20 protein-coding genes are annotated in these 24,309 nt (G+C 58.7%); 8 read left to right on the top strand and 12 right to left on the bottom strand.

Annotated features, from left to right (window positions below):
- Window positions 1–191: 191 nt before the first annotated feature.
- Entirely contained in the window at window positions 192–1,667 is a 1,476-nt protein-coding gene (gene pdxR, locus KHO18_RS19560; protein ID WP_092295398.1) for a MocR-like pyridoxine biosynthesis transcription factor PdxR, read from the bottom strand.
- A gap of 154 nt (window positions 1,668–1,821) precedes the next feature.
- Between pdxR and KHO18_RS19555 the strand changes: the two genes are divergently transcribed.
- Window positions 1,822–2,268, top strand: coding sequence for a carboxymuconolactone decarboxylase family protein (locus KHO18_RS19555; protein WP_092295395.1), 447 nt, complete (start codon window positions 1,822–1,824; stop codon window positions 2,266–2,268).
- A gap of 487 nt (window positions 2,269–2,755) precedes the next feature.
- Here the strand turns inward: KHO18_RS19555 and KHO18_RS19550 are convergent, their stop codons facing one another.
- The gene (locus KHO18_RS19550) at window positions 2,756–5,137 is read right to left on the bottom strand and encodes an AAA family ATPase (protein WP_211943722.1); all 2,382 of its coding nucleotides are present in this window, start codon (window positions 5,135–5,137) and stop codon (window positions 2,756–2,758) included.
- Between the two features lie 369 nt (window positions 5,138–5,506).
- A complete protein-coding gene (locus KHO18_RS19545; RefSeq protein ID WP_211943721.1) occupies window positions 5,507–6,205 on the bottom strand; it encodes an HAD family hydrolase in 699 nt (232 codons plus the stop codon).
- A 667-nt stretch (window positions 6,206–6,872) separates the two neighbouring features.
- Here KHO18_RS19545 and KHO18_RS19540 point away from each other — a divergent pair.
- The 4 genes from KHO18_RS19540 (at window position 6,873) to KHO18_RS28755 (ending at window position 11,657) form a co-directional block, all read left to right on the top strand.
- A complete protein-coding gene (locus KHO18_RS19540) occupies window positions 6,873–7,661 on the top strand; it encodes a hypothetical protein (RefSeq protein ID WP_211943720.1) in 789 nt (262 codons plus the stop codon).
- Window positions 7,658–9,637, top strand: a complete 1,980-nt coding sequence (locus KHO18_RS19535) for a DDE-type integrase/transposase/recombinase (protein ID WP_149137189.1) — start codon at window positions 7,658–7,660, stop codon at window positions 9,635–9,637. Before KHO18_RS19540 ends, KHO18_RS19535 begins: the two co-directional genes overlap by 4 nt.
- Before the next feature lie 120 nt (window positions 9,638–9,757).
- Window positions 9,758–10,729, top strand: a complete 972-nt coding sequence (locus KHO18_RS19530) for a TniB family NTP-binding protein (protein WP_187645107.1) — start codon at window positions 9,758–9,760, stop codon at window positions 10,727–10,729.
- The gene (locus KHO18_RS28755; RefSeq protein ID WP_211943719.1) at window positions 10,698–11,657 is read left to right on the top strand and encodes a TniQ family protein; all 960 of its coding nucleotides are present in this window, start codon (window positions 10,698–10,700) and stop codon (window positions 11,655–11,657) included. The genes KHO18_RS19530 and KHO18_RS28755 overlap by 32 nt, the downstream gene beginning before the upstream one ends.
- Window positions 11,658–11,676: 19 nt before the next feature.
- Here the strand turns inward: KHO18_RS28755 and KHO18_RS19520 are convergent, their stop codons facing one another.
- Window positions 11,677–11,928: a hypothetical protein gene (locus KHO18_RS19520; RefSeq protein WP_149137192.1), complete on the bottom strand. Its 252-nt coding sequence runs from the start codon at window positions 11,926–11,928 to the stop codon at window positions 11,677–11,679.
- 183 nt (window positions 11,929–12,111) lie between these two features.
- Between KHO18_RS19520 and KHO18_RS19515 the strand changes: the two genes are divergently transcribed.
- Window positions 12,112–12,474, top strand: coding sequence for a hypothetical protein (locus KHO18_RS19515; RefSeq protein WP_149137193.1), 363 nt, complete (start codon window positions 12,112–12,114; stop codon window positions 12,472–12,474).
- Between the two features lie 804 nt (window positions 12,475–13,278).
- Here KHO18_RS19515 and KHO18_RS19510 read toward each other — a convergent pair.
- The 3 genes from KHO18_RS19510 to KHO18_RS19500 all read right to left on the bottom strand — a co-directional run bounded on the left by KHO18_RS19510 (window position 13,279) and on the right by KHO18_RS19500 (window position 16,038).
- On the bottom strand, window positions 13,279–13,941 hold the full coding sequence (locus KHO18_RS19510) for an HNH endonuclease (RefSeq protein WP_149137194.1): 663 nt from the start codon (window positions 13,939–13,941) through the stop codon (window positions 13,279–13,281).
- A complete protein-coding gene (locus KHO18_RS19505) occupies window positions 13,922–15,358 on the bottom strand; it encodes an AAA family ATPase (RefSeq protein ID WP_211943718.1) in 1,437 nt (478 codons plus the stop codon). Before KHO18_RS19505 ends, KHO18_RS19510 begins: the two co-directional genes overlap by 20 nt.
- A gap of 272 nt (window positions 15,359–15,630) precedes the next feature.
- Entirely contained in the window at window positions 15,631–16,038 is a 408-nt protein-coding gene (locus tag KHO18_RS19500; RefSeq protein WP_149137196.1) for a hypothetical protein, read from the bottom strand.
- Between the two features lie 283 nt (window positions 16,039–16,321).
- Between KHO18_RS19500 and KHO18_RS19495 the strand changes: the two genes are divergently transcribed.
- Entirely contained in the window at window positions 16,322–17,116 is a 795-nt protein-coding gene (locus KHO18_RS19495; protein WP_211943717.1) for a GIY-YIG nuclease family protein, read from the top strand.
- A 275-nt stretch (window positions 17,117–17,391) separates the two neighbouring features.
- Here the strand turns inward: KHO18_RS19495 and KHO18_RS19490 are convergent, their stop codons facing one another.
- Window positions 17,392–18,546, bottom strand: a complete 1,155-nt coding sequence (locus KHO18_RS19490) for a phospholipase D-like domain-containing protein (RefSeq protein ID WP_211943716.1) — start codon at window positions 18,544–18,546, stop codon at window positions 17,392–17,394.
- Window positions 18,547–19,013: 467 nt separating this feature from the next.
- Here KHO18_RS19490 and KHO18_RS19485 point away from each other — a divergent pair, with 467 nt between their 5' ends.
- On the top strand, window positions 19,014–19,481 hold the full coding sequence (locus KHO18_RS19485; RefSeq protein ID WP_211943715.1) for a universal stress protein: 468 nt from the start codon (window positions 19,014–19,016) through the stop codon (window positions 19,479–19,481).
- 18 nt (window positions 19,482–19,499) lie between these two features.
- Here KHO18_RS19485 and KHO18_RS19480 read toward each other — a convergent pair whose 3' ends face one another.
- The 4 genes from KHO18_RS19480 to KHO18_RS19465 form a co-directional block, all read right to left on the bottom strand.
- Entirely contained in the window at window positions 19,500–19,778 is a 279-nt protein-coding gene (locus KHO18_RS19480; RefSeq protein ID WP_144201944.1) for a DUF1488 family protein, read from the bottom strand.
- Window positions 19,779–19,889: 111 nt separating this feature from the next.
- Window positions 19,890–22,001, bottom strand: coding sequence for an FUSC family protein (locus tag KHO18_RS19475; RefSeq protein WP_211943714.1), 2,112 nt, complete (start codon window positions 21,999–22,001; stop codon window positions 19,890–19,892).
- A 382-nt stretch (window positions 22,002–22,383) separates the two neighbouring features.
- Window positions 22,384–23,628 (bottom strand): nucleoside recognition domain-containing protein, encoded by a 1,245-nt coding sequence (locus tag KHO18_RS19470; RefSeq protein ID WP_144201940.1) that lies wholly within the window; start codon window positions 23,626–23,628, stop codon window positions 22,384–22,386.
- An 84-nt stretch (window positions 23,629–23,712) separates the two neighbouring features.
- On the bottom strand, window positions 23,713–24,099 hold the full coding sequence (locus KHO18_RS19465) for a DUF488 domain-containing protein (protein WP_144201938.1): 387 nt from the start codon (window positions 24,097–24,099) through the stop codon (window positions 23,713–23,715).
- Between the last annotated feature and the right edge of the window lie 210 nt (window positions 24,100–24,309).

Raw genomic sequence — 24,309 nt, 5'->3', positions numbered from 1 at the left:
CCTTAGCCAGATGACCTGTAAGGTGTCATCCTCCAACGAAGGGTCGCTATCAGTGGTGTCGCCGACGATCAAATGCACGCGCGATGGGATGGACGAGCGTCTCTTGATGGCCGAACGCGGAAGTTCCGCGGTCGCCAGGCCCGCCGCAGCTACGGATCCTCGGTTCCGACCCTTAGCCGTCGTCGATATCTCTAGAAAGTGGACGCTCCGACGTCGCCTTCGCGACCATTGGACTCATGTGGGCTACGACTCGATGAAGCAACGATACCCGCAAGCGTCGCGCACACGGCCTCGATGTTGTCAGGGCGCAGGTTTGTCGCACTGAGTAGTAAGCCGCCTTGCGCGTGATTGCGGCGAAGGTACCATGCGGAGAGTGCCGAAGGTGCGAGGCCGCGTGCGCGGGCAATGCCGACAACCACGCGGTCGTCGGCGGTTTGTGGCAGCGGTGCGATCACACCCAGACCCGCCATCAGCGTGCCCGGCAGAAACTCGCTGACATGCGCCAGCGTCAGGCGGCGCCGTTCGCCATAGAGTGCCTTCATCTGGCGTAAATGCCGCAGGTAGTGCCCATCCCGCAGAAACTCCGTCACCGCCAATTGGGTGGTCCGGTTCGGCGCCGGGGCCAACACGGCGCAGACCTCCACCAGACGCTCCGCCACTGCGCGCGGGGCAACGACGAAACCGAGGCCCAGCGCCGGGCTGATCGTTTTGCTGAACGCGCCGATATGAACGACACGCTCGGCGCCCTCGCCGGCGGCAAGCGCCGGTGCGGCCCGGCCGTCGAGCTGTAGTTCTCCGAGATAGTCGTCTTCGATGATCCAGCCCCCCCTTGTCGCCGCCCATTCGAGCAGCGCGCGCCTGCGTGCCGGCGACATCGTGACGCCCAGCGGTGCATGCTGGCCGGGCGTGACCAGCGCCAGCAAAGCGTCTGGCGCGCTGGCGACGCCGGCTTCGACGCGCAGCCCCTCGGCATCAATGGGTACGGGTACGACCTCGGCTCCGGTCACTTCCAGTGCTCGCCTTCCGAGCGGATACCCTGGCTCCTCGAGCCACGCCTTGCGGCCGTGCGCGCGCAGGGCGGTCAGTGCCAGCATCAGACCCTGCCGGTATCCACTGGTAACGATGATTTGATCCGGATGACATTGCATCTGCCTGCTTACGGCCAGGTGGCTCGCGATCTGGGCTCGCAGGGCAGGCTCGCCGCGCGGATCAGCATAGGCCGTGTAAGCGAAGGCATCGGCGCGTACGGCACGCGTCCGCATGCGGGCCCAGAGCTTGGCGGGAAACGCGTCGTGGGCAGGTACGCCCATTTGGAACGGAAGCGGGACGCTCGAGAACGGGCGGGTGAAATCCGCCAGAGGCCCATCGAGTGCGGCTTCGCCGCCGGCTCGCCCGACAGGTAGCCGCGCGCATACGTGTGTGCCCGCGGAGCCCGCGCCGAACACCAGATTCTCGGCGATCAGACGGTCGTAGGCGACACGGATGGTGCCGCGGGCGACGCCAAGCTGCGCAGCGAGGTCCCGGCCGGAAGGAAGACGCTGTCCAGGTAGGAGCCGACCCTCGACGATCGCCTGTCGCAGGCTCGCATGGATCTGGTCGCCGATCGGCACGGCGGTGGCGCGGTCCACCAGAACGGACAGCACGGCGGGCGAATTCGGGTGATTCATTTTGGGCCAGTCGTTTCTCCACTTTTTGGGCCTGTATCTTCAATGCCTGGCGGAGTAACTTTGCGTTATGACATGAATCGCGGCCCAAGTCGATAGGCGGCTCGGGCGCGCGGACCGCGACGCTAGACCCCATCACCAACAGAAAAGGACCGAGATGACCCGCTTGAATTGGCAAGAGATAGCGCCTGACGGCGCGAAGGCGCTTTTTGGTATCCACCACTATGTCACGAAGAAGACGGATCTCCCCGAGGAGCTTGTCCACCTCGTGTTCCTCCGCGTCTCCCAGATCAACGGATGCGCGCATTGCATTGACATGCATAGCCGCGATCTCAGAAAGACCATGTCGGTCGACAAGATCACGCTGGTTCCGGTGTGGGATGAAGTACCGCACCTATTCGCCGAGCAAGAGCGGGCCGCGTTGGCCTGGGCGGAGGAAGTGACGCGCGTCAGTGAGACGCATGCCTCAGACGAAGCCTATGCGGCCGCATCGGCAGCATTTTCGCCCAAGGACCTCGTTGATCTCACTATTACGATTGCCGCCATGAACGCATTCAATCGTCTCGGCGCCCCGTTTCGGCTTCCAGTTGCGGCAGCGGCGTAATGCGGGAACGCAGACCGCCCTCATGCATTCAGTCGGGTAGCCCACACAGTTGAACACTGATCCTTCAACACTCCTTTATCGACCGAGGGGTGCTCGAAGGGCATTCAGCCATTTTCCGTTTCCGGTATCAGCCGATCCTCCGAATAGAGCCAGATCTTCGGAGAAAAATCGGGCTAATTGAGCGGGAATCTGGTGCAAGTAAGTGGTTTGGAAGCTGCAGAGTCGCGCTAATGGAAATCAAGCCAGCAAGGAATCAAGTCTCGACTGCTGCCTGTGCCAAAGCAGCCATTCGTTCAGCGATGGGCAATGACGGTTACTGGCCGCACTGCGACATTGCCACTGCACGGGGCGCAGGGGAGCAAGGCACGAGCGGCCAGGCGGCCGGTCGCTTCTCGTTTGCGGTAGAAGCGGGGCTCTAGCACCACATGCCAATTGTTGTCAGCAGCAAGAGCAAGGCAGGTTAAAAAGAGCTCACGCGGTGCCGTATTTATGGAATGTCTGCGGCAGCAGTTCGAGCCGCGGACGGCGTTATCAAATCGGTCATGGACCTGAAATGCTCCGGGTCGCATTTGCGAATCAGGGCGAGGACTTCCTGAAGGATTGCCGGTGTTTCCGACAATAAGGACAGGTCGTGATCTGGCTCCGCCACTTGATCGAAGTGGGAATAGGTGTGAAGGAACCGAAGAATGCGTGTTTTCTTGGCCGTATCGTACTGAACAGCTTCCAGCTTCTGGAATAGCTCACCCGGCTTATCTGGCACGCGAAACGCCAGAAACGATTCCAATAGTCGCCGGGCAATATTTGGAATGGCGTAGTAGGTCTCAATGCCTTGAGCGACGGGCTTGTGCGCCTCTTCGTGGAGCCTTTTGAATAGGTAGTGATACTCCGATTCGTACTGATGCAGAAAGGGGTCGAGAGCTCGTAACGAAGCCCCGCGTTGTCCATTCGTGAATTCTGTCATCAGCATGTAAAAGCGGGCTGGTTGTAAGTTCGCGTCCTTTTTTCTTTGGCCTGGCAGGTTGTAGTACCAATTCCTCACCTGTCGGAAGAACGCAAAGTTGTGTGTCAGTACAAATAGCTGCCCTGCGTCTGCTGTCCGTTGCTTCATGAAGCCAAAGGCGCTGAATAGCGAGTTGGCATCCAAACTTGATACGGGGTCATCAATGACAACGATGCCAGTCTTCAGGTCAAAGTCTGTTCCCTGAAGGGATTTCAAGAAGTACAAAAACGCAATCGCCGTACGTTCGCCATCGCTTAAATGCATGGCAGGTTGCCCGCCACGCATGATTCGATAGCCATTCTGCTCGACCTCGAACCGAAGTTCATCGCGTCCCAGATAAGACGCCACCTCCTGATTGAGTTCCTCCGCAGGGCGACGGTGTTGCCGAACTTGAACTTCAAGTTCCTCAATCTCCTTCCGGAGCTTTGTGGCTTCATCCCGCGCAGTAGCCGCTTTATCTTTTGCATCTGTCACTGCTTGTGACCTTTTGGTCCATTCAGGCAGTGCCTTGAGTATTTCGTTTTTGGCCAGCCCTGCGCGTGCATCCTTAACGGATGCATCAAAAGTGTCGGTGCGGTCGTTGTGTTGATCGATGATTGATCTTAGTTTGTCGAACGCCGTTTGACCCATAGCCGCACTCAGTGCAACTAATCCGGTCATCGCGACTTGAAAGAAGGCCTCGATTCGACTGGCCGGCTCATCCGAGGCACTATGGCCTGTGATGAACGCGCGCAACTCGAAGTCCTTGAATGGTTCGCTCCTCTTTGCCTCAAGCGCACGCAGTAAGACCTCCAAGGACATCTGAACGGTGGTCGCCTGCTGTCTTAAAGCCTTCAGAGTCTTTTCATACTCTGTGCGCAGATCGCTATACAGAGCTTCTTTGGGCGGAACGCGGAGCGCCTGCTCGAACCCCCGTGCTGAGCGAATGTCGGCAACAAGTGCGTCGATGTTCGACTGAAACTTGTTGAATTCGTCGTTGAAGTGCGCTTCAAGTTGTCGGATCCGCCGCTCTGGCAATGGTTGATCACAGAACTTGCAGTTACTAGACGCAACTTCACCAGCGCCAGCGTGCAATGAGAGACCGGCGTGAACCCACCCGGCGACAGCAGGATTCTCGGCCAATTCGGCGATAACTGAAGAAACGACGGAGTGACCTAACAAGGCCTGGGTACGAGCCGTCAAGCCAGCGAAGTCCGGAAAGCTAACGGAAGGCTCTGAGGCCTTAGACAATGCCTTCCCATCCTTCGTCGCTAGGTGTTGCTGGCGCAACTCATCCGACAACAGAGCAGGCGCCGGCGTGATGGCTGCCAACCGCTGCACATCGGCTTTGAAATTGGCGGCGTTGTAGTTGTTGTATGGGCCGCCGCCCGCTACGGTCAGTAAGTTCTTGACCCCTTTAGCCTCTTCGGCACAGAAGTTGTCAAACGCGCTGGTTGCATCAGATTTCTTGCGATCCCAGCGAGACTCGCTTTGGACTTTGATTTCGAGCTGCTTTTTTTTGTCTTCAATCTTTTGCTGCTTCTGAACGCTGTCTTCCCCCAGGAAGAACACTGGGGGGAACTGCTGGTTTGCCAGTTCAAAGATGTTGCGATCAATCGCATCACGGTTGAATACACGCAGTGTCGGCAAGGCTGCCGTGCCGAAATCCGTTCCCGCTACTCGTGTCTGGTCTACAAGGATCTCAATCTGTCCATCTGTCAACGCTTGCCGTCGCTGAATATGTCGAAAGAGGTTCGATAGCGAAGTTTTCCCTGAGCCGTTCCACCCGTAAACGACGTTAAATCGAGCAAAGTCAGGAAGGTCGGTGGGCCAACTGAAATTTCGAAAGATTCGGTAGTTGTTGGCCTTCTGAATCCTACTGATCTTCATGCACCCTCCGTTCCTCGGCATGGCCGTGCACTTCGATGTCCATCTCGACTGTCGGCCAAAGTAGTTGTGAAATACGCAGACGCCTGAGTTTCAAGGGGCCACGACACACGGATAGCACGATCGCCTGGCCTGGAAGCAGGTAGTTACCACGTCTAACTTGAAAACGCGCACTTCCCAGGCAGGGCGGGCACATACCATAGGCGGATTATGGCCCCCTGTCGACGGGCATTCTACCCGGCGACAGGGTGAGGCCCGTGGCATTCGGATCGTGCGCGACAGCGCAGCTTACCCGTCAGCGAGACAGCGTTGTTTTGACACACTGGTGATGAAGGCAAACACGAAACGCGAATGCACGAGCTCGCTGCTCTACTATGCCTGTTCAGCCAAGTGAAGATCCAAAATCTCAGTCAACGACTGAATCATGGTCCCGCCGGACGGCGAATTGGGCGGACGAACCAAGTGCCTCGCCTGGAGACCTGCATTGAGCGCGCCGACGTAGTCCGCTTTATAGGTGTCTCCAACCATCAGCGTGGCTGCTGCGGGCACGCCGATTCTTGAAGTCACCCACTCAAAGATTTCTGCTTGTGGCTTGAGGTACCCAATCTCGAACGACCATGCATACGCGTCAAGTTGGAAAGGAAGTAGCTCAAGGAGCGGGAGTGCGTAGGGCGCTGCTAGGTTCGAAGCGATGGCCAGTTTGATACCACGCCGCTTCAGCTCCGTGAGCGTCGGAATCGTGTCATCAAATAACCGGATGCTCGCAAGCTCAATCTGCAGCCGCTGTTCGAGCTCTGCTATATCAATCCCGCTAGAGTCCAAATGCTCCGCGGCCTGGCGGATACCAAGAGGGCGCGTCATTAGCGCAGTGCGGGCATCGACTTGCCTACTGCTCGCGCGAGCAAGCTCAGCGAACGGATGGTGCGGATCACCGATCTCGCACAGGGTATCGAACGCGTCAAACACTACGGCAAAAATCGGAGTCACTTGAGCAACTGACATTGCGCTTGCACCTTGCACGAGAAATCTTCTCTCTGGGCCTTCCTCCACGGCCAGCATGGTAAACATCATACAGAACGATCAGTCACTCGGTGCTCAGTTGCGGCAACGGGACTGAGCAGGTCTTCGAGCTTGACTCCCCCCTTCCGTGTTACCGGCTTGGATCGCCGCAAGCCGACCGAAGCACACAAAGATGCTTCAGCGGAAGATCGGCTGAAAATCTACCAGGCAGCATGCGCAGAACGGGTCGGGCGTGAGATTGAGTTGATCTTCCCAGCGACCATCAGGTCTGACACGCTTGAGTTGCTTTCAACCGTCGCGAGACTATCCCGTTGGGAAATCCGGGCCCTTTGCCAGTTGGCCAAGACATTCGAGAACCGTCCTGTTGAGGAGGCCCTATAGGAAAGAAAACGGCGAGAACACCGTAGAAGCATTCCCGCCGCTTGGCCAGTGGGACACTGACCGGATAGCACCTTCAGTATTGTCTCCCCGGCTAAGCATGTCAAGCCGCCTCGTCCGGCAAGGCGGCACGTATGCCTTTGTCTTGACCATTGAGTCAAGACAAAGGCAGGGAGACGTCATGCCTTCACAAACGCAGCGAGGGCTCGCCCTCGGCCCAGCAGTCCTGTCGCCGCCGACCCAGCCGGCGAGGTTGATACGTCGATCCAGACCAACACGGATCACGGGCGAGTTTCGCCTTCCGGCACTCTGTCCGTATCCAATGGAGTGGGAATCCAAGTTGGAGAGAAACATTCTCCTCACCTTGTTCCTTTGTCACGACGTACACGCCCTGTACACCCAGCCGTACCGATTGCCAGTATTCAAAGTTCAAGGCCATCGTACCTATACACCGGATGTCTACGTCGTATCGGCTTCAACGCAGTGCTTGCTGGAAATCAAGCCCTACGACATCCTGCAACGAAAGGCCGACGAGTACCTGCAGATCGCACGTTCACTTCACGCTCAGGCACTGCGATTGGAGTTTGCCACCGAAGCTGAAATCGGCAGCGATGACAAACGACGAAATGTGGCACTACTTCAGCGATACCTCGGCCACGAGGTCGCAGCCGATAGAACAATCGAACTCATCCAGGCCACGCCGATTGACGGATGCACCGTGGAGGATCTGATGTGTGCATCAGGCGCGGAAGCGTACGAGATCCTCTGCCTCATCGCACATCGAAGGCTCTTCCTGGAAATGGATGTCCCGTACAGCAGATCTTCCGTCCTTGTTTCGCAGCCGCGCCCCGGCTTTGGGATCACGTATGAAGCAACTTTCGCTGCAAGCCGGTGCAATGCTGCTCTGGAGGAGGCACTTCTGGGAAGTGGACCGGCTGGTAAATGGCCACCTCCGCCTCAGGCGTCTGTACGACCGGTCGATATGGTTCGGTCCGGCTTCGACTTTGTTGGAGGATTCCCTGACAAAACCGCTCGTCGTCAATCGAGAGGTGCCGGCGGAGATCGGCAGGCTCAACGCCGGCGCATTGATGCGATTGGCTCACGACATGCACTGGAGGATGTGCGATGAGTATGCTTCCAATCCTGGGGAAAGGACTTCTTGTCCGTATTAATGGAGACGATGTCTACCAATTTCTATCGTGCGCCGGTGACGATGTTCATTTTGAGAGCATCGCTAGCGGGAGAATCTACACGACTACCGTGCAGAAGTTCTTTGAGGCATATGCGAGCGGTGAAGTGGATATCGTTCCAGCATTCGTTAGTGAATCGGAGATTCGGTACGAGACGAAGTCTGACACCAAATCGTTTCCGGCTCCATTGAGCGATCTCCCTGAGCGCTGGCAAAGAGATCTTCAGCGGAAGTTGGCATATGTGCGGGCGTCCGTGCGGCATGGCGCTACGCGAGGTCAGCTCCGAATGTTGGAGCACGTGATCTACCTCACTGCAAAGGACATTGGAGACCGAAGACCGCCGGGCGCATCGACCGTGAGTTATTGGATGAAGCAATACCAAGAGGCCGACAACGAACCCGCGGTGCTGGCGTCAAAATCTGCCTGGCCGCGAAAGCGGCCACCGCGGAGTGCAGCAGCGCTCGAAATGGCCGATCAGGCACTGCGGGAGATCTATCTTAGGCGGGAGGGAGGATCCGTCAGAGGGTCGTACCGAACCTATCGACTTCTCACTGCCAACGAAAATAAGGAACGCGCTGCCCTGCATATGCCGATCCATCCAGTGATGTCGGAGAGGACGTTTTACAGGCACACCAGCAATTTGAACGCATACGACGTCGCGGTTGCTAGGCGCGGATACAACGCTGCACGGGCCGAGTTTCATATGGTCAGAGGAAAGATGGAGGCCGATCGCCTCATGGATTACGCTGAGATTGATCACTCAGAGATCAATCTATTTGTTATTGATGACCGCGCGATGCTGCCTCTGGGGCGACCGAAGATTACGGCAATCAAAGAGAGAAAGAGCTCCATCGGGCTTGGCTTCTACGTCAGTTTCGCCCCTTCAGGCCTCGAGTGCATATCAGGTGCACTTGCACACTCCCTCCTTGACCATAAGAAGGCCTACGAAATATGGCCCGAGCTGGAGAATCCTTGGCCTTCGCATGGTCGTGCGCGGACCTATGTCATGGATCGCGGTGCCGATTTCGCCAGTGACCGTTGTGCGACGATGCTTAACGATCTAAACGCTTATCCGGAGTGGTGCGAGCGGCGGACTCCATGGCACAAGCCATCCATTGAGCGCTTCTTTGCCACGATGGAGCAGTCACTGTTTGAGGCGATGCCAGGCCGGACGTTCGGTTCCATTCAGCGGAGAGGGGACTACGATCCGTACAAGCACGCGGCGATTCGGTTCAGTACCTTTGTCTTCTTGTTGCACAAATGGGTGGTCGATGAACACAACGCGACACCCAATTCACGGACCGGCCTTTCACCCTTGGAGGCGTGGACCGAGCTCGAGAGAGACATACCTCCGCGGTTTCCGATTGATCCAGCCGAGATCCGAATCAAGCTTGGCCTCCCGTTTGACGGGACGTTAAGCAACGAGGGTATCCGCAGGGACAGACTCTGCTTCGGGAGTCGAGAGCTCAACGCAATGTTTAAGCGATACGGAAGCAGGAGCGTGCAGTGTCGAATGTCGTTCAATGACATTGGTTCGGTCTACGTGCTACATCCGGACGAAAGACGGTACATACAAGTCCCGTGCACAGACCAGCAGTATGCATCTGGACTCACCGTCTACCAGCATAAGCTCATTCGACAGTTGGCAAAGGAGAAGGCGGGGAGCGACGCTGGTCGTCCCAAGGTATTGCGCAAGTTTAAGGAAGTATTGCAGTACGAAATCCGAGAAGCGCTCGCAGTCAAAGAAACCAAGACAAAAGTGAGATTGGCGAGGGCTGCAAACATAACATCTATGCGAACGTTGGACGCGGAGCACAACTCGATCGCGCCGTTGCCGCATGGGCAGCTTTCTACCCCGGTGTCTAACATGTTGCTGCCGGAGGCAGTTTTGCCTGAGCTGGACTGGGAGATATGACGACGCCGGCGAGGAGCTACAACCCGCCATCAGCGGCCCGCCAGGTGTTCGTCGATGAAGGGATTCCAGAGCTCGATTGGAAGCTATGACGTAGTTCGAAAACTACCAAAGGTTAGCCGCATGATGAAGGAACTCGGTTCGGGACTATTGGATCTTCGATTGAACAATAACACTCGCAAGATTTCAACGGCGCGCGAAAGGGAGTTGGCGCTGAACGGTAGTGCGTCGGACCGTGAGGAGTTCGTATTTAAGGTAGTCGTGCGCACACCGCAGGTAAAAATGATTGATGAGTGCGTGACACTCCTTGTCGACGCGGCGGGACGTGTGCCGTTCCCTGGTGGATTTTGTGTGACAGGAGAAGGTGGGACTGGCAAGAGCGCCTTGTTGGAATACATCAAGCGCCGATTTCCGGAGGAAGATTCGTACTTCGTGTCAAAGCGAACCGTTGTTGAGATCAAGCTGCCGGAGCGTCCGACGCCCAGAGGCATTGCGCAAATGATTATGAGGGCGCTTGGCAATGATCTTTGGATGCCAAGTCTTGATCAGCTAGATGCAAGGTCAACCATCGTGCGAGCGCTTGCAGCCTGCGAGACACGGCTGTTGCTCATAGACGAGGCGCATCATCTGACGCTCACGTCTGGTCCTCGCAAGAACGAGGCAAGATTGATGGGGGTGGCGGGAGATTTCCTGAAGATTCTCCATGACGTCACGCGCATACCAATGGGCTTCTTCGCCCTCCCCGTACTGGATGCCGCATTCGATCGCGACTCGCAGCTTCGTAGTCGCTTTCCCGGTAGATTGCACCTATACGAGTACAAGTTGGATGCCACGTGGCGACAGCTTCTTGTCGCGTTGGACAAGGCATTGCCCCTGCCAGAAACGAGTGATCTTGCTCAGCCGCACACCGCATCAATGCTGCACAGGATTACGTCAGGTAACCTCAGGGAGCTTAAGCGAGTTTTGGGAAGGGCAGTCTACGTGACAACCTTGGAGGGCGGGTCTCGGATCAGCAACAAGACATTGCAGCGTCTCGCCAAACTCGTAAACATGGAGAGCAACGATGAGAGTGTTGATCCGTGTGAAGCCAATTGAGGAAGAGTGGATTTATGGCTACGTCAGTCGAGTCGCCACGGAGAATGGGATAGACGAGCGGGTTTTGTTGGCCGCTACCGGCATCAACCATCGTCCCATGCAAGCAGACGTTGGACGATTGTCCGAGCATTTCAGAATCCTGCCCGATGAGGCGACCCAACTCAGCGGCTTATGGAAGGTTGATTACTTGGGACGCTACTTTTGTCATGTTGGCCGCTTGATGCTTCCCGAGCATCTACTGGTGTCTCGGCAACGCTTCCCCAAGTGCATGAGATGTATGCAGGAAGACGGATATCAAAAGGGGATCTGGGCATGCCAACTTTTTACCTGCTGCCCTAAGCATCGAATTCGACTCTACTGTGCATGTCCCGCTTGCGGGCGTCCAGTCGATACGGATCCATGCGCACGGGTGGTGCATTGCATATGTGGCACAGACTTGCTTTCGTCAAAGGAGGCCAGTGCCGGCGAGGTCGCGTTGGCGTCGATCCTCGACGGAGGAAGGCTCCGGGATGTGCCGGAAAATTTGGCAGTTGGACTCAGGTTATTGGCAAACGAACCTGTGGAGAGGATGCTCCGTACGCTGTACTTCTTGGGGGACATCTTTTACCCGCAATTTGGGCGGATGAGCCTTCAGGGTGCGCGGCGTTTGTCCAGAGGCTTTATTACGGGGGAAATCCTTTCTCTTCTCTCCGATTGGCCGAGAGGCTTCATCCAAGAGATCGAAGTGGCGGTCGTTCGAGCTAGTAAACCAGACGCAACATCTGACGCTATACGAATAAGGCGGATGATGCGCCGGTGTTTTGCAGAGTTCCTGCCCGATTGCAGCCCGTTTGTCCGCTCTGCATTTGAGGTGGCATTTAGGGAGAACAGTGCGAGAACATCGAGGAAAAGCCCCTCCCTTCAAATTCAAGAGTGCTTGGACTTCTGAGGCATGTGCTTAAAGGGCCCTATTGACTTCGCTTCTCTCGTCGGGCCTTGAGCCATTGCTCTAGATTTTCCCCTTCGATGACGGTAACTTTCAGAGGCGGACCTTCGATTGTTGTCACTTTAGTGAGCCGGAAAGATCCCTTTGCTCCGGCGGTGCCAGCCGGTTCTAAACCTGCTGCTCGCGTGCGTGCAACGGCCTCACGAACTCCTTCGCATGCCGCGCGGTGGAATTTTTCGCTGAGAATGTATTTGGCAAGGAGACTGGTGGCCATAGCGAGTACTCTTGAGGGTATTCATACAGAGTACCCGAGCGCTGGCCACATCGCCAGCACAACATCGAGTTGAGTGGCACCAGCTATGCCCTACTATCGCAGGGTTAATTTGTTGCTAGAAAGCGCCGTATTACCGTTCTTACCTGAAGTTCGCGTTATAGCTAAACCTTCTGTTGAGGACACATGCACCCGGCACTCGTAAAATCGTTCGGCGGACTTTCTCTGAAAACTTACATCCGCCACTTTCTTTTTTCCCTCATCTTCCCCGCCATCTTTCTCTTTGCATGGAGTCATAGCAGCAGCCCAATGCCGCTTCTGATGGCGATGTTTATGGCGATTAGCTCGTTGCTATACCCATACTCGAGGTTCGTCTACGAAAGCGTCATCGGATATGTCCTTGGCGAGAATGTATTCTTTGTGAACGCCATCTTGATGCTCATCACCAAGTACATGACCATGGCGATTTGTTGGGGATTCGCCATCTTCATTGCACCCGTTGGTCTACTCTATTTTTATTTCACGGCCCACAAGCGAGCGTCTCGGTAAGGCACCAGCATCCAGCCCAAACCAGTCGCACGGGCCTGTCGCCCAGTCGTGACGGAGATTCGTTTTGCACATGCAAGTGCCGCAACACACTGTCTTTTGAGGCACAAGGAGATTGCACAAACTGCTCCTGCAATCTCTGGTGTGTCGCGTCGGCTGGTTGATGCAGCCTCGAAGCGGGAGGGCCAATCCAGCGACGTCAAAGGCTGAGCATTCCGGTATCGTAGATTGTGGCAGACACTCCGCCCACATGGCCTGGTGCGCACCAGAGCAGTAGAATTGGACAAGGCACCTCTCGCCGGCTGGGCTGTGCCGCGGCTGGACCGACGGTGCGCGATGTCGCTGACAGGCAGAATCCCCAAGGATTCATGATCCAGTACCTCTGCGTCGGCCCGACGGTTTGCTGTTTGGCATCCGCGCCCATCCTTTTTGTTAGTGCCTTGGTCTAGCTCTAGTCCAAACGGATAGCGATAGGCATGACGCTTCCCCCGTTTCAAATCTTCAACGTGTTAGCAACTATTGTCAGGTGTCCCCTCGCTTGCACGGACCAATGCTGAGGGCAAGACACTGGAACCCGCTTTGGGTCGGAAAGCGATGGCCGCACAAATGCTACTGGCGGCCGAGATTGGCGAAAAGACACCTTAGGCCTCTGGAGTCTTCATCGCTCGATATCGCCTGGGCCCATCGCAAAAAGCGTCACGAAGGTGAGCGCCCCCTCCTGTTCCTCATAGGAATACGCATCTATTGATGACAACCTTGCGCTCGTCCTGGGTGATCAACATAGGCGCCCGAGACGGGGCAGGTATCTCACTGTAGCTGGATCATCAGTCTCATCAGTCGATTCAGAACAGAGGTCTGTACCGCTGGATCGGCAAGGTTTAAGTACTCGTTCATAAGCTCACGGATTGCCGCATCATCGATGATTGCGGGCTCCCAGCCGAACTGGCGAAGTTGCCGGTTCAAGATACAGGCACCAATGGTGAAATGTCCTTTCGCAGATTTATCACAGTAGTACTTGCCGAAGCGCTCGATGTGATCATCCCATCGATCAAAATGCGGATGGACGATGCGGAATGCCGCCGATGAGCGCGGATACTGCCGCCTCCTGCTACCGTTTTGCACGGTATCAGGCTCATCATTGTGCACCTCCTGATCGCGTTTGATCGTGTTGCAGTCCGCGCAAACGACGCATAAGTTCTTCGGCTCGAACATGAAGCCAAGATACTTTGACTTCGGAGCGATGTGCTCCACATGACAATTCTGTGGACTTTGCAGCGAGACGGGATTGCGGCAGTATGCACACAACCCCCGCTGTTCATTTCGATAGTGGGCTCTGATGGCAGAGCGAACAGTCTCGAGCTCATCAACAGACCAAGAATGATGAGAATAATCGACGAAGCTCTGAATTTGCTCAATCGACTGCCGTTCCGCCTCGCCGAAAACCATTGCGTTAGCGATCTCGGCGGTCATATGTCTCCTTCATTTCCGAAATCGCCGCAATCAAGTCACGAAGTGGATCATCGAGGCGCAAGTTGTCGTGTATGCCCTCTAGCATCGTGATGTCATGCAAATCTGATGCTTGGAATCGCTTGTTGCTCGCCACACGGGAGAACAAGTTCAGCGCGGTTCTGTTGAGGTATTCGTTGTTGTGACCCGGAGCACCGAACACATTGGCCAATTGAAAATCGATGGATCGATGCGAGAGCGACTCAGTCCCTATCACCTGGCCATCGGCCATGTCCATTACGAAGCAGTTTGCCTGCGGCAGCTCGGCAACAACCTGAGGTGAGTGCGTGGCGACGAGGAACTGGCAATCTTTCCGACTAGCAAAAGTTTCGAGTAGAAGATGAACGTAGCGCTCTTGCCACGCAGGATGGAGGCAGACTTCCGGTTCATCAATGCAGATCAGCGAGCCGTCCTCAATTTCGCTCGCGATGCCAAGCAGTCCCATGATGACCGACTGCTCGCCCGAACTCGCTTCAGTTAGCCTAAAGACGCCCCCGTGCTCATCAGCCTTGCGAAGCGCAACGTCGCGCAGGCGCGCCAACCCAGTCTGCACGAGCATCATCAATTCATGGACGCTAACGCTCTCGCAGTGCACGCCGCGGCGGTCCATGAGCACTTCCACTCTGGGCTTGCGTGCGCTTGCCTTCCACCTCTGCAATATGCCGAGGGCTTCCCGAACTGAATTAGGGTCGGCGTCTCTGAGCTGGCGGTTGGCGTTCATTCCATCGAACGATAGGGACGGGGAAAGGTTCTGCAGGGTATGCGCGAGATCCGTCGATGAGACAAGCTCGTTGTACACTCGCGTCGAAAGGCCAACAGACAAGGTGCAAAGCATCGACCCGTCGTAGCCGAGATAACTTAACACCTCGTGAATGCTCCGCGCCCGTTCCCGCGAGCTCGACATGGAACGAATTAGTGCCCCAATAATGCGCGATATATATGCCGTGCTGAGATGTTGGCTGGGCAACCCCCGCAGCCCAAGATAGCTGTAGTAGGGCGAAGTTGCGCTGCGTCGAATGAGGGGAAATTTGTCGAAAGGGCTGGTTGAGACGCAGATCACCTTTTGGGGCAGCGCATCGCATTCGACTTCGCGACGGGTGCTATGAAAGCCAATGCTGCGCTCTTCCCTGTCAAAGAGATCTGGATGCACCCGATCCTTAAGAATCTCCGCCACTACGCCCTGCAGCAGGCGACTCTTTCCAGTACCGTTTTTTCCGACAATTACTGTAAAAGTGTTTGCGCCTGGAAATGCTGCAAACCATGGAGGGACGATTTCATAGCGCTGCCCCCTGGTGTAATAACCACGAATCATCTTGTCTTTTATAGAGTTTTTGATCAATTGAACTGCGCAATCGCTACGGGGGAAATGATCCCACGACATGATCTGCTTGTCTGCCCAACGAACCGGCGGGTTGCGAAAGCTAGCACAGCAGTCCAAGGGTAGCGGCTTCGAGGCATATCGACGGAACGGGGACGGAGCATTCCCTCCGTGCATCAAGCGACAGAGGACATCATCTAGGTGAATGTCTCTTCGTACTTCGACAGCGGCCCTTGCAGGCGCCGAGACCGCGATGACGGTAACGGGTCATTCTGAGCCCCTTACCCCCATCCCGTAAATCGGCGATGAGCTTTTTTGCGCAGTTATGATTTGATTCAACCATATGCATCGGCCACTCCACGACGGTGCTCGTCTGGCATCCCCGCGGTTTGTTCATCGCACCATGCTTCGAGGGCGTCGAACTCTCCCACACTGTAGACTTTTGTGCCATATCGCGTTTCAAGCGCCACAGTAGGCTGTCTGACGATATCGGCCATCGGACCGTCGACGGTAATGGCGATGCAGTAGGGGCCGTATGGCTTGAGGCTCGCCAATAGGTCAATCACTTCATCGTCGCCATAGCTCCCGCTGCGCATACCCGCGGCGAGCGCTTCCAGGCCAGCACATTGCAAGGCGGGGAGTCCGTCTGTAAGTGGGGCCGTCAACCTCAGCGGGACCGGCAAACCATTTGCGGGCTCGTCCCAAGCCAACCAGCCAGCCGGCACGCCCAACGTGGCGGACATTTCCCTCAGGGATGCGCCCTGATAGAGGCTCGCTGCAAAGCGAATGCAAGTCGCTCCCCAAAAAACTCGAAGTGTGGCAGTTCGGTGCTGTCTGCGGGTGCCATAAGGGGGGCTTTGCTAAACCGCTTCAATTTTGCTGCCTTGCGTTTAGTCTTGCAACGACCGCCTGAATGTGGCATTCCCCTACTTGTAATTCAGATAGGCGTATCCATGTGCGCCCAGCGAGGGATTGGGGGCGAACTTTCCGTCGTGTTTTTCGAAACCGACTACATAGGGAACCACCATGACGGCACTCGCAGACGACACGCATTACCTTTACCAGATCCGGAGCCGCCAGTGCTCCAGCGGCCTGGGTTTCGACGGGTACCACGGCATTACGGACAACGTTAAGAGGCGCAAGTCCGAGCATTTTGACGATCTCAAGCGCGGCAAGCACAAGAGCGAGAAGATCCAGGCCGCCCATGACGTCGGTCCCAGTGATCTCGAGTTCTGGATCCACACATCTGGGACGCGAGAGGAAATGGAAGCCCGCGAGCGCCTTCTTGTTTCTCAACCGAACATGCACTGGAACAAGCAGGTTGGCGGCGGCCCGCGGCGCGGGATGACAGCGGAGGCGGCCATGGAGTGCCTTCGGCCGAAGGATAAGCCGGCGCCGGCCGCCAGCATGCCGCCGATCGGCGCTGCTGCCGCGCCTGCTCTCCCCGTTTCGGGCGCCGCCGCCGTGCTGCTCGCGACGGCAGGTAGCGGTGTCCTGGCGTCCTACACGCTAAACAAGACGGTGTTTGCTGAAGATCCCGGAGTCTCGGACGACGAGCGGGACGCGCGTTCAGCCGGACGCGCGGGCACTCGCCTCGGCGCCGGTGTCGGAGTGGCTGGCATGCTCGCTGCAGTTGGCCTCGCCGGCGAGGTAGGCTTGTCCGGAGCCGCCGTCGTTTCTGGCGTGTCGGCAATCGGTGGCGCGGTCGGTGGCGGTGCCATAGTGGGCGCGTCGATTGTCATTGCTGCTCCGGCTGTGGCAGCGCTCGCCATTGGTACTGGCGTCTACTGGCTGAGGAAGCGAAGGTGGGGCAGGAAGTAGCGCTAGCTAGCGTATCTGATTGAAAGGGCGGCCAATGAGATTCCGGCACTGTTTCAATGCTCGGTCCTGATGCCAGCACACAGATGCGTCGCAAGGGCTGTACTGCCGTTCCTCGGACCGCACCACAGCTTGTTTACCCCGAAAATCAGCAAAGCCTTGGGATCAAGAGATCTCGGGACTTTGCCCGGTGAGAGGTGCATTGTCGAAGCGCTACTTTGCTGACGGTACTCGAAAAGTGGACAGAGCCTGCCGTGCGTGTCTGGCGACGTCGCGTTTCAAGCATTGGGGTTGTAGTCGGATGACGCCCAGATCAAGAGATCGAGCTCTGCGAGATTTTTTGCCGGATAGTCGGGATTGGCTCGCAATGCCATACGCAACTTCTTTGCAAGGTCGATATACCTTGCGCCCTCGCTGGATCCGCGCGACGCGGTGAAGCGGTTCTTTACAAGGAATCGGTGAACAGGGTCATTCAGCACCGGATATTCGTTGGGGAAGCGCAGGCACAGCATTTCCGATAGGAACGCCTTGCGTGCCGAATTTCCTCGGGAGTCGAGACGATCTAGTTCAGCCCTTACCACGTCATCCCGATCGCGCTTGTTGGCGTCAAGAATGGAGACGAATGACGCAGCGAGTTCCTGGAAATTGGCGTGTTTGCCTTTCCGTTCCCATCCTTTGCCTTGCAGCCGGTTCCCTTTCTCCATGCTCCAATGCTGCGGCAGTTCCTCGAAGAACTGCAAACTGGAAATACTTCCGCTGGCTGCACGCCGAAAGAGTCGCATGAGTCCGTTGCGTTGCTTGGTGTAGGCCGCGAGTTGCTTCCTCCGAACGCGGAGTCGATCCGCAGTCTTTGAAGGTCGGGGCAGCTTGAACGTGATGACGGGCGATTTCTCCTGGTTCGCGGGTACGCGCTTGCCGGAGGATCCTGCAGGATTGCGTACGGCCTCTACATACTGATCCAGCCAGTCCTCGGAAACGGGAACCGAACGTTCCTCGATCCACTCAATCCACGTCTTAGCTTCCTCGAAGGCCTTTTCCGAAATCGGAACCAGAACATTGGCTTCGACGTTACCCTCAAAGGCGGCCCTGCTCAGATTGGACGACCCAACTAGCATGAAGGCCTGTCCCTTGGCAGTGCGCCAGATAACGGCCTTCGGGTGGAAGCCAGTAATATTGTCGGCCACTAGGAAGTTTGCCTTGCGTGAAGCCGGGAGCCATTTCAGGACATCGATGCAGGCGTTCTTGCGGGTGATGCCAAAGTCCTTTCCGATGATAAAGCGGAACCGCTTACAGGCTGGTGTCAGCTTGATTGCTCCATCCCACTCCGTCAAATAAGCCGACACAACATAGAGTTCCACGGCATCCTTGAATGCCGTCAGATAGTGCTTACCGAGCACGCTGCGCGATTGGCTCGCGTGCAGAATGATTTCCATGTTTTTTTTAGGTGGTTGTGAAGTGCAATCGTGATCCCTCAGGCCGTCGAGTGCATGATACATAACGTTGCTGCCTGCCTCGCGTAAGTAGCTCGAATGATTTTGGGAGAGCCTCAGAGGAGAGTCTGTAGCTGGAGGCGAAACTGGCATTTGAGTGTTGGCGCCAAGCGCAGCCGAGCGACCGTTGATGGGCCCGGAAAAGTCATGGGCGTTCCCTATGGACTCTGGACTGGTTTGGCAAAATGCCCGAAAACTCTGGGATGAGGTGGCAAACTTGGACGGCCCCTATTGTGGCGAGAGCCTTGTAACCATCTGATTTGCAGGAGTCTTCCCTCCGAAGTCTCGTGGCAAACGACACCCATTTTCAGAATTGGCTCATCACGTGGGTTTGGCGCCACGTGTAGTATCGGATGTAGCGGTCGCGGCACGGCTGCGGCGCTTCTCTCTTCTTACCGGAGGACAAGGCAATGACTAGCACGGCTTACAACAGGATCGTGGTGGCGGTGGACGGCAGCAGCACGTCCGACCTGGCCCTGCGCGAGGCCCTACGCGTGGCCGGCGGCGGTGCGACGATCCTGGCGCTCTATGTGGTGGACAACGGTGTGATGCTGTTCGACGCGGGCTACTACGACCCCACGCAGATCGAGCGCGCCTTCGCAGACAGCGGCAAACGCGCGCTGGAGGCGGCCGGCAAGGTGCTGGCCGATGCCGGCGCGACGTTCGAGACCAAGCTGGTGACGGAGCCCGCCGTGGCCGGCGACATCGCCGGGTCGATCAATGAAGCCGCGCGCGAGTGGGGCGGGGACTTGCTGGTCATCGGCACCCATGGCCGGCGCGGCGTGCGGCGTATCGTGCTCGGCAGCGTGGCCGAGGCGGTGATCCGTCAGGCGACGATGCCGGTGCTGCTGGTACGCGGGCAGGCGGCCGAAGGGTAACCGCTCAGTCGTAATCGCTCAGTCCGCGAAGCGGAAATGCCCGCTGCGCAGGACAATCTCGCGCGCCTTGGTCAGCTCGAACATGGTTTCCGCCAGATGCTCGATGCGCTGGCGGTGACTCGTGAACGCGGCGCGCAGGTCGTCCTCGCGCGGCGACTGGGCGCCGCAATGGTTCTCGAGCGCCTCGGCCGTGACGGAATACTGCGATGAATTGCCATTGACCGTGGCGGGGCACGATAGCGTCAGACTGGCGGCGCAGTAAGACGGAACGCTGGTCGGGAAGGAGATTTGAGCCATGGCGCACCTCGGACTTGTCGGGAACGGGGAAACGGCGGGTATCCAATCATTCTAGGATAGTTGCCGGTGTCTGCCTGATCGCCTGCCCGAACCCCAAAACGCCGGGCTATCTCATCCCGCCTTGACCCCGCGCAAGCGCGGGCGCGTCGCCAGCGCCTGTTCCGCCACCAGGGTGCGCAGCCGGGCCACCGTGTGATGCGCGGCATCGATATGGTTGTCCGCGTAGCCGGCCTGTTCGGCCAGAAAGCGGTCGAAGGGCGGATCGGTGGGTGTCAGCGGTGCCAGGCGGGCCGGCGCCACCGCGTCCGTCACGCCGGTGTGACCCGGCCGGACGGCCACCTCGGCCAACCGCGCCTCCAGGTCGCCCAGCAGCGCCTGCACGGCCGGCACGGGCCGTGTGTAGATCTCCCCCGATTCGGTGCCGGCGCGCAGCAGCCCCGCCAGCGCGGCCATGCGCCGTGCCGTGGCGTGCAGGGCGCGATGGGTGGCCGCCAGAGCCGGGTCCAGCTCGGCAGCACATTGGGAGAGCGTGTCCTCGGCCCGGGTGGAAGCACGGCCTGCGGCCACGCGCAGCGCCTCGAGCCGAGCCGGCGCTGCGGACAGCGCGCGCGCCGCGCTGATCGATGCACGGAGGTAGACGGCGTTGACCGCGAGCGCATCCAGGCTGTGGCGGAAAGCGCGCGACAGCTCCGCGCGCGGCGCCAACACCACATAGCTGGCCAGCGCGATCAGGCAGCCGATGGCCGTATCGGCACCGCGCAGCGCCGCCACGTGGCTGCTGCTGGCGGCGGGCTCGCCCAGCCACGAGAACAGGATGACCGCCGGCGTCAGGCAGAACGCGAAGGCTCCGGCATTGCCGGCCAGTCGCGTGGCATAGGCGGCGGCAAGGAACGCGGCGCTGATGCCGAGCGCCAGCGCCGGCGTGGGATGCATCAGGCTGATGCCGCAGGCTAGCAGCGCACCGCCCAGCGAACCGGCAAAGCGCAGAAATGAGATCTGCCGCGTGGTTTGCAGGCGCGGGCTCAGCACCATGATCACAGTGACGGCGACCCAGTAGCTGTGATGGACCTGCCAGATCTGCGACGGCAACAGGCTCAGTCCGCCCGCCAGCGCCAGCCGGACCGCGTGGCGCGACACCCGGGCATCGCGCGCGGCGAGGTCGGCCAGCGTATGGGCCAGACGGTCGAGCATGGCCGTGACGCCGGTATTCGGCCAGACGAAGCGCTCGCGCCAGCGGTCGAAAGCGGGGTGCTGGGCCAGCGCGGCCAGGGCGGACTGGTAGGGGGGCGGCGCGGACGCATTGGGGCGCTGCGCCACGAGGCTGCGCAGGTCGCGGGTCAGCATCGCGCTGAGAGCCGGCAGGTCCGGGGCATGGCGGGCGAGGGCCTGGCGAACCTGCTCCTGCGTATCGGCAAGGCAGCGCGCGGCATAGGCCAGCGGCAGGCCGTGGGTGTCGCCGGCGCGCTCGCGCAGTTCGCCAGCAACGATCAACAGGGCGAAGATCGCGTCGGCTACCGCCACGGCGTAGGCGTAGTGGAGCAGGCCCAGCGGGTCACGCAGGCCGCGCCGGGCGGTCACGGCGGCGCGCGCGGCCTCGATGCGAAGGCGGATTTCCTGCTTGTGCGGCGTGCTGTCGTGCGCGGGCGAGGTTGTCGCCAGAAAATCGGCAAAGCGCAGCAGGGCGTCGTAGACGGCAACCACCTCGGTACGTGGCCGGGTGTCACGCTGGGAGGGAATCAACAGCAGGCAAGTCAGGCAGGCAAAGACGCCGCCCAGCAGGTAGTCGACACTGCTAGTCCACGCGTAGGTGCCGATCGGCAAGCCTTCGGCCGGCTGCAGGCAGGCGGCAATCAGCACGACATAGAGCAGCTTGAAGCACAAAGCGGCTGCGGGGCCGCGCAACTCGACCAAACCGGCCGCCAGCCCTGCGGCGAGCACCACGAGCAGCGCCAGCAGCGGCGACCCGGAAAGGCTCGCGCCCAGGCCGCTGGCCAGCGCGCCGCCAATGCCCACCGTGCCCAGCGCGCGCATGCGGGCTGCCGCCGTGCCTTGGCGGTCGGCCAGGCAGGTCCAGATCGACGCCGTCGCGGACCAGAGATAACCGTGTTCGCCGGTCAGCCAGCCAGTGCCCGCCAGCGCGAGGAAAGACAACGCGTAGACGATGCCTCGCCGCAGGTAAGCGGCATCGGGCCAGTAGCGGAGAAGGCGCGCAGCGGTAGGCATCGCAGGCAAATAAAGGAGAGCGGCGGGGATCAGGGTTATTGCTGATGCCACTCTACGATGCCGATTGGTGCGTCGCAACAAAGCTGTGGGTTTTCTGCGATTTGCGCGGCAACTGTGCGCGTTTGCACCACGGTGGGGAAATGTGACGCTGACCGGTGCAGATGTCAGATTCATGACGTAGACCGATCAAAAACTACCTATCGATCTGAGGATTCCGCGGATTTTAGGCAAAAAAAACCCGCGCAGGTGATGCGCGGGTTGGAATCCACCGAGGTGGTGGAGGAGACAGACTTCACTATACACAAGTTGTTGCGACGCACCAAGTCCTGCGCTCGAGAATGACTTCAAAAGCGCACAATCACGTTGCATTTGGACAACAGTCTTATCGAAAGAGGTAGGCGATCCACACGGCGGCGGTCATGCCGACGATGTCGGCGAACAGCGCGCAGCCCAACGCGTGACGGGTATTGCGCACATTGACGCTGCCGAAATAGACGGCCATCACATAGAAGGTGGTCTCGGTCGATCCCTGGATGATTGCCGCGAGGCGCCCCTGGAAGGAGTCGACGCCGTAGGTGCTCATCACATCGACCATCAACCCGCGTGCGCCGGCGCCGGACAGGATCTTCATCAGGCCAACCGGCAGGGCGGGCACGAAGTCGGTATCGAGTCCCAGCCATGCGAATCCGGCCGACAGACCTTGCATGAGCACATCCATGCACCCCGAGGCGCGGAACAGCCCAATCGCCACGAGGATTGCCACTAGATAAGGAATGATCTGAACCGCGACGCCGAAGCCTTCCTTCGCGCCATCGATAAAGGCGTCGTAGACATTGACCCGCCGCACCGCGCCGCAAACCAGGAACAGGGTGATCAGTGACAAGATGAAGGCGCTGCCGACGAGCGCCGCCAACTGGCTGACCTGGTCCGGCGGCGCGTGCCGCAGCCAGACGAACAGGCCGCCGACAGCGGCCGCTGCGATCGCGAACGCGGCCAGCACAGCGGGTTTGAGCAGGTTCAGCCGCTGCACCCAGGCCACGGCCAGCAGGCCGGCCAGGCAGGAAACGCCGGTGGCGAGCAGCGTCGGCAGGAAGATATCGGCCGCATTGAAGCCGGTGAGCCCCTGCTTGACCGCCATCGCCTGCCGGATGGCGATGACGGACGTGGGAATCAGCGTCAGCCCGGCCGTGTTCAGGACGATGAACATGATCTGGGCGTTGCTGGCAGTGTCGGCCTTGGGGTTCAGCGCCTGGAGCTCGCGCATCGCGTTGAGCCCGAGCGGCGTGGCGGCGTTGTCCAGGCCAAGCAGGTTGGCCGACACATTCATCATCATCGCGCCCTGTGCCGGATGGCCCTGCGGCACGCCCGGGAAGAAATGACGCAGTAGTGGGTTCATCGCCCGGGCGAAGAGATCGACGACGCCGGCCCGCTCGCCAATCCGCATGATGCCAATCCAGAGGCACATGACGCCGGCCAGCCCAAGAGAAATCTCAAAAGCGGTGCGCGCGTTGTCGAACAGGCTGGCGAGCATGGCGGGGAAGACCGCGGTGTCGCCGTGGGCTAGCCGCACGCAGGCGGCCAGGAAGGAAATCAGAAAGAATCCAAGCCAGACGAGGTTCAGTGCCATCGACGTATGAGAGGCCAGTGAGAAGCTTCGCCTCGCCTTCTTACTAATAAGGAGGCGGCGAAGCTTCGCATCATAGCGTGCGGATTACGCCAGGTCGGCGCCCCGCTTGGCCAGCAGGTCGCGCAGGATGGCGCGATGACAGTGAGATTCGTCTTCGCAATAGCAACCGAGCGAGAAGTTTGTCTGATGAGACAAGGCCGCAAGCAGATCGAGCGTGCGGCTGGCATCGGGCTCGGCCATCTCGGCGCGGTACTTTTTTTCGAAGACGCGCCACGCCTTGTCGTCCGTGGCCGTCTGGGCCAGCGCGACGAGGTCTGTGGACGGCGCAAGTGCCGGATACCAGACATCGTAATAGTTCCGGCTGGCAAACTTGGCCTTGGGCACGCCCCGCGGCGGCCGCCGGACGGTGCCCATGCGCAGCCCTTCGTCCTCGACGCGCGGTGATCCCAATCTCACGATGCGGATGGTCATGGCTTCCTTATATTTGTGCCCTAAACAGCATCTGCGATGAACTTTAGAATTATTTTGCGAAATCGCTTGCCAGCCCGCCATCAGTCGCCTACTATTCGTCCCCTCGCAACACAAACCGCGCTGCAAACGCAGCAGCGACAAGGGTTGCGGGGTTGATGGGTGGTCGGGCTGAGCAGTTTTGCAGCGCTGACTGCAGCGAAAAAAACTTCG

The organism is Cupriavidus campinensis (genome assembly GCF_905397395.1).
In the GTDB taxonomy this organism is placed as follows: Bacteria; Pseudomonadota; Gammaproteobacteria; order Burkholderiales; family Burkholderiaceae; genus Cupriavidus; species Cupriavidus campinensis.
Note: the sequence above shows the minus strand (reverse complement) of the source record. Positions and strands in the feature narration are given on the sequence as shown.